The organism is Domibacillus robiginosus (assembly GCF_000966195.1).
Classification (GTDB): domain Bacteria; phylum Bacillota; class Bacilli; order Bacillales; family Domibacillaceae; genus Domibacillus; species Domibacillus robiginosus.
Genome location: NZ_LAHL01000030.1, coordinates 1 through 2896, shown reverse-complemented (window position 1 = coordinate 2896; position 2896 = coordinate 1). Strand labels below are relative to the sequence as shown.

At 53.7% G+C, this 2896-nt stretch carries 1 rRNA gene; it reads left to right on the top strand.

Annotation, left to right across the window (positions count from 1 at the left end):
- Window positions 1–10: 10 nt before the first annotated feature.
- Window positions 11–2896 (top strand): 23S ribosomal RNA (locus VP97_RS14640); the annotation flags it as partial.

The following is a 2896-nucleotide window of genomic DNA, read 5'->3' as shown; positions in this document are numbered from 1 at the left end:
CGCCATTTTAGGTTAAGTTAGAAAGGGCGCACGGTGGATGCCTTGGCACTAGGAGCCGACGAAGGACGGGACTAACACCGATATGCTCCGGGGAGCTGTAAGTAAGCTTTGATCCGGAGATTTCCGAATGGGGAAACCCACCATCCGTAATGGGATGGTACCCCTGCCTGAATACATAGGGCAGGAGGAGGCATACCCGGGGAACTGAAACATCTAAGTACCCGGAGGAAGAGAAAGCAAACGCGATTCCCTGAGTAGCGGCGAGCGAAACGGGACATAGCCCAAACCAGAAGGCTTGCCTTCTGGGGTTGTAGGACACTCTATACGGAGTTACAAAGGAAGAAGATAGGTGAAGCGATCTGGAAAGATCCGCGGTACAAGGTAACAGCCCTGTAGCTGAAATCTTCTTCTCTCTTGAGTGTATCCTGAGTACGGCGGAACACGAGGAATTCCGTCGGAATCCGGGAGGACCATCTCCCAAGGCTAAATACTCCCTAGTGACCGATAGTGAACCAGTACCGTGAGGGAAAGGTGAAAAGCACCCCGGAAGGGGAGTGAAAGAGATCCTGAAACCGTGTGCCTACAAGTAGTTAGAGCCCTTTAACGGGTGATAGCGTGCCTTTTGTAGAATGAACCGGCGAGTTACGATTTCATGCAAGGTTAAGCTGATAAAGCGGAGCCGCAGCGAAAGCGAGTCTGAACAGGGCGTTTGAGTATGAGGTCGTAGACCCGAAACCAGGTGATCTACCCATGTCCAGGATGAAGGTGAGGTAACACTCACTGGAGGTCCGAACCCACGCACGTTGAAAAGTGCGGGGATGAGGTGTGGGTAGCGGTGAAATTCCAATCGAACCTGGAGATAGCTGGTTCTCTCCGAAATAGCTTTAGGGCTAGCCTCAAACGAAGAGTACTGGAGGTAGAGCACTGTTTGGACTAGGGGCCCATCCCGGGTTACCGAATTCAGACAAACTCCGAATGCCAGATACTTATGTTTGGGAGTCAGACTGCGAGTGATAAGATCCGTAGTCAAGAGGGAAACAGCCCAGACCACCAGCTAAGGTCCCCAAGTATACGTTAAGTGGAAAAGGATGTGGAGTTGCCCAGACAACCAGGATGTTGGCTTAGAAGCAGCCACCATTTAAAGAGTGCGTAATAGCTCACTGGTCGAGTGACTCTGCGCCGAAAATGTACCGGGGCTAAACGTATCACCGAAGCTGTGGATTGACACCGTTGGTGTCAGTGGTAGGAGAGCGTTCCAGAGGCTGTGAAGTCAGACCGGAAGGACTGGTGGAGCGTCTGGAAGTGAGAATGCCGGTATGAGTAGCGAAAGAAGGGTGAGAATCCCTTCCACCGAATGCCTAAGGTTTCCTGAGGAAGGCTCGTCCTCTCAGGGTTAGTCGGGACCTAAGCCGAGGCCGAAAGGCGTAGGCGATGGATAACAGGTTGATATTCCTGTACCACCAAGCATCGTTTGAGTGATGGGGGGACGCAGGAGGATAGGAGATCACGCAGCTGGATACGCGTGTTTAAGCAGTCAGGCTGGAAATGAGGCAAATCCCGTTTCCGTTAAGGCTGAGCTGTGATGACGAGGGAATTTTAGTACCGAAGTCTTCGATTCCACACTGCCAAGAAAAGCCTCTAGCGAGATGTAAGGTGCCCGTACCGCAAACCGACACAGGTAGGCGAGGAGAGAATCCTAAGGTGAGCGAGTGAACTCTCGTTAAGGAACTCGGCAAAATGACCCCGTAACTTCGGGAGAAGGGGTGCTCTGGTAGGGTGCAAGCCCGAGAGAGCCGCAGTGAATAGGCCCAGGCGACTGTTTAGCAAAAACACAGGTCTCTGCAAAGCCGCAAGGCGACGTATAGGGGCTGACGCCTGCCCGGTGCTGGAAGGTTAAGAGGAGGGCTTAGCGCAAGCGAAGGTCTGAATTGAAGCCCCAGTAAACGGCGGCCGTAACTATAACGGTCCTAAGGTAGCGAAATTCCTTGTCGGGTAAGTTCCGACCCGCACGAAAGGCGCAACGATCTGGGCACTGTCTCAACGAGAGACTCGGTGAAATTATAGTACCTGTGAAGATGCAGGTTACCCGCGACAGGACGGAAAGACCCCGTGGAGCTTTACTGCAGCCTGATATTGAATTTTGGCACAGTCTGCACAGGATAGGCAGGAGCCTTGGAAGCCGGAGCGCCAGCTTCGGTGGAGGCGCTGGTGGGATACTGCCCTGACTGTGTTGAAATTCTAACCCGCACCCGTGATCCGGGTGGGAGACAGTGTCAGGCGGGCAGTTTGACTGGGGCGGTCGCCTCCTAAAATGTAACGGAGGCGCCCAAAGGTTCCCTCAGAATGGTTGGAAATCATTCGCAGAGTGTAAAGGCACAAGGGAGCTTGACTGCGAGACCTACAAGTCGAGCAGGGACGAAAGTCGGGCTTAGTGATCCGGTGGTTCCGCATGGAAGGGCCATCGCTCAACGGATAAAAGCTACCCCGGGGATAACAGGCTTATCTCCCCCAAGAGTCCACATCGACGGGGAGGTTTGGCACCTCGATGTCGGCTCATCGCATCCTGGGGCTGTAGTCGGTCCCAAGGGTTGGGCTGTTCGCCCATTAAAGCGGTACGCGAGCTGGGTTCAGAACGTCGTGAGACAGTTCGGTCCCTATCCGTCGCGGGCGCAGGAAATTTGAGAGGAGCTGTCCTTAGTACGAGAGGACCGGGATGGACACACCGCTGGTGTACCAGTTGTCTTGCCAAAGGCATCGCTGGGTAGCTACGTGTGGACGGGATAAGTGCTGAAAGCATCTAAGCATGAAGCCCCCCTCAAGATGAGATTTCCCATTACGCAAGTAAGTAAGATCCCTTGAAGAAGACGAGGTAGATAGGTTCGAGGTGGAAGTGCGG